Genomic DNA, 615 nt, shown 5'->3' on the forward strand with positions numbered 1-615 from the left:
AGGTATGGAAATTATACCTTACTCCCCCCCTTTTTTGTGCAATTTTGCTTGCACAATGCACAGGCCGTCTGAACGTTTCAGAAACGTCATCCCCGCGCAGGTGGGGGCGGCCTTTTTACCAACCGTCCCGCAAGGGGCTTTTTTAACGCCATACGAAAGGATTAATCATGGCAAAACCAACCGAAAACAAAACCGCCCTCGGCATCGCCTTGGACATCAAAGACGAAACCACCGGCGTGCCTGCCGCTTTCCACACCGTCGGCACGCTGTATCTGGACTTCGCTTCGGGCTACCACACGGCGACGATTCAAAGCTATTTCAGCAAGCGCGTGTATGAGTTGGGCAAACAGCCTGTCGGCGGCGGCACGCAGATTTCGCTGACCGGCCAACCGCCGCGCGGTGCGGACGTTGTCGACTGGGTGTTGCAGTCGGTGACGGCATCCGACGCGGAGGGCAGCCCGTTTGCCGGGGCGCAGCTTGTGTATGCCGCCCCGTCCGCCGAAAAGGGCGAGTAAGCCGCAGGCCGTCCGAATGCGTTTGCGAACGTTTCAGACGGCCTTTTTTATCCGAACACATGAAGGGAATCCTATGGCAATAGAGACAAGCGCGTCCGGC

At 57.7% G+C, this 615-nt stretch carries 1 protein-coding gene; it reads left to right on the forward strand.

Translation table 11 applies throughout. The annotated features are described in order from the left end of the window. Positions 1–167: 167 nt before the first annotated feature. A complete protein-coding gene (locus tag ACLD9W_RS12430) occupies positions 168–515 on the forward strand; it encodes a hypothetical protein (RefSeq protein ID WP_410842294.1) in 348 nt (115 codons plus the stop codon). The last annotated feature ends 100 nt before the right edge of the window (positions 516–615 follow it).

Source organism: Neisseria sp. WLZKY-1 (genome assembly GCF_046546535.1).
In the GTDB taxonomy this organism is placed as follows: domain Bacteria; phylum Pseudomonadota; class Gammaproteobacteria; order Burkholderiales; family Neisseriaceae; genus Neisseria.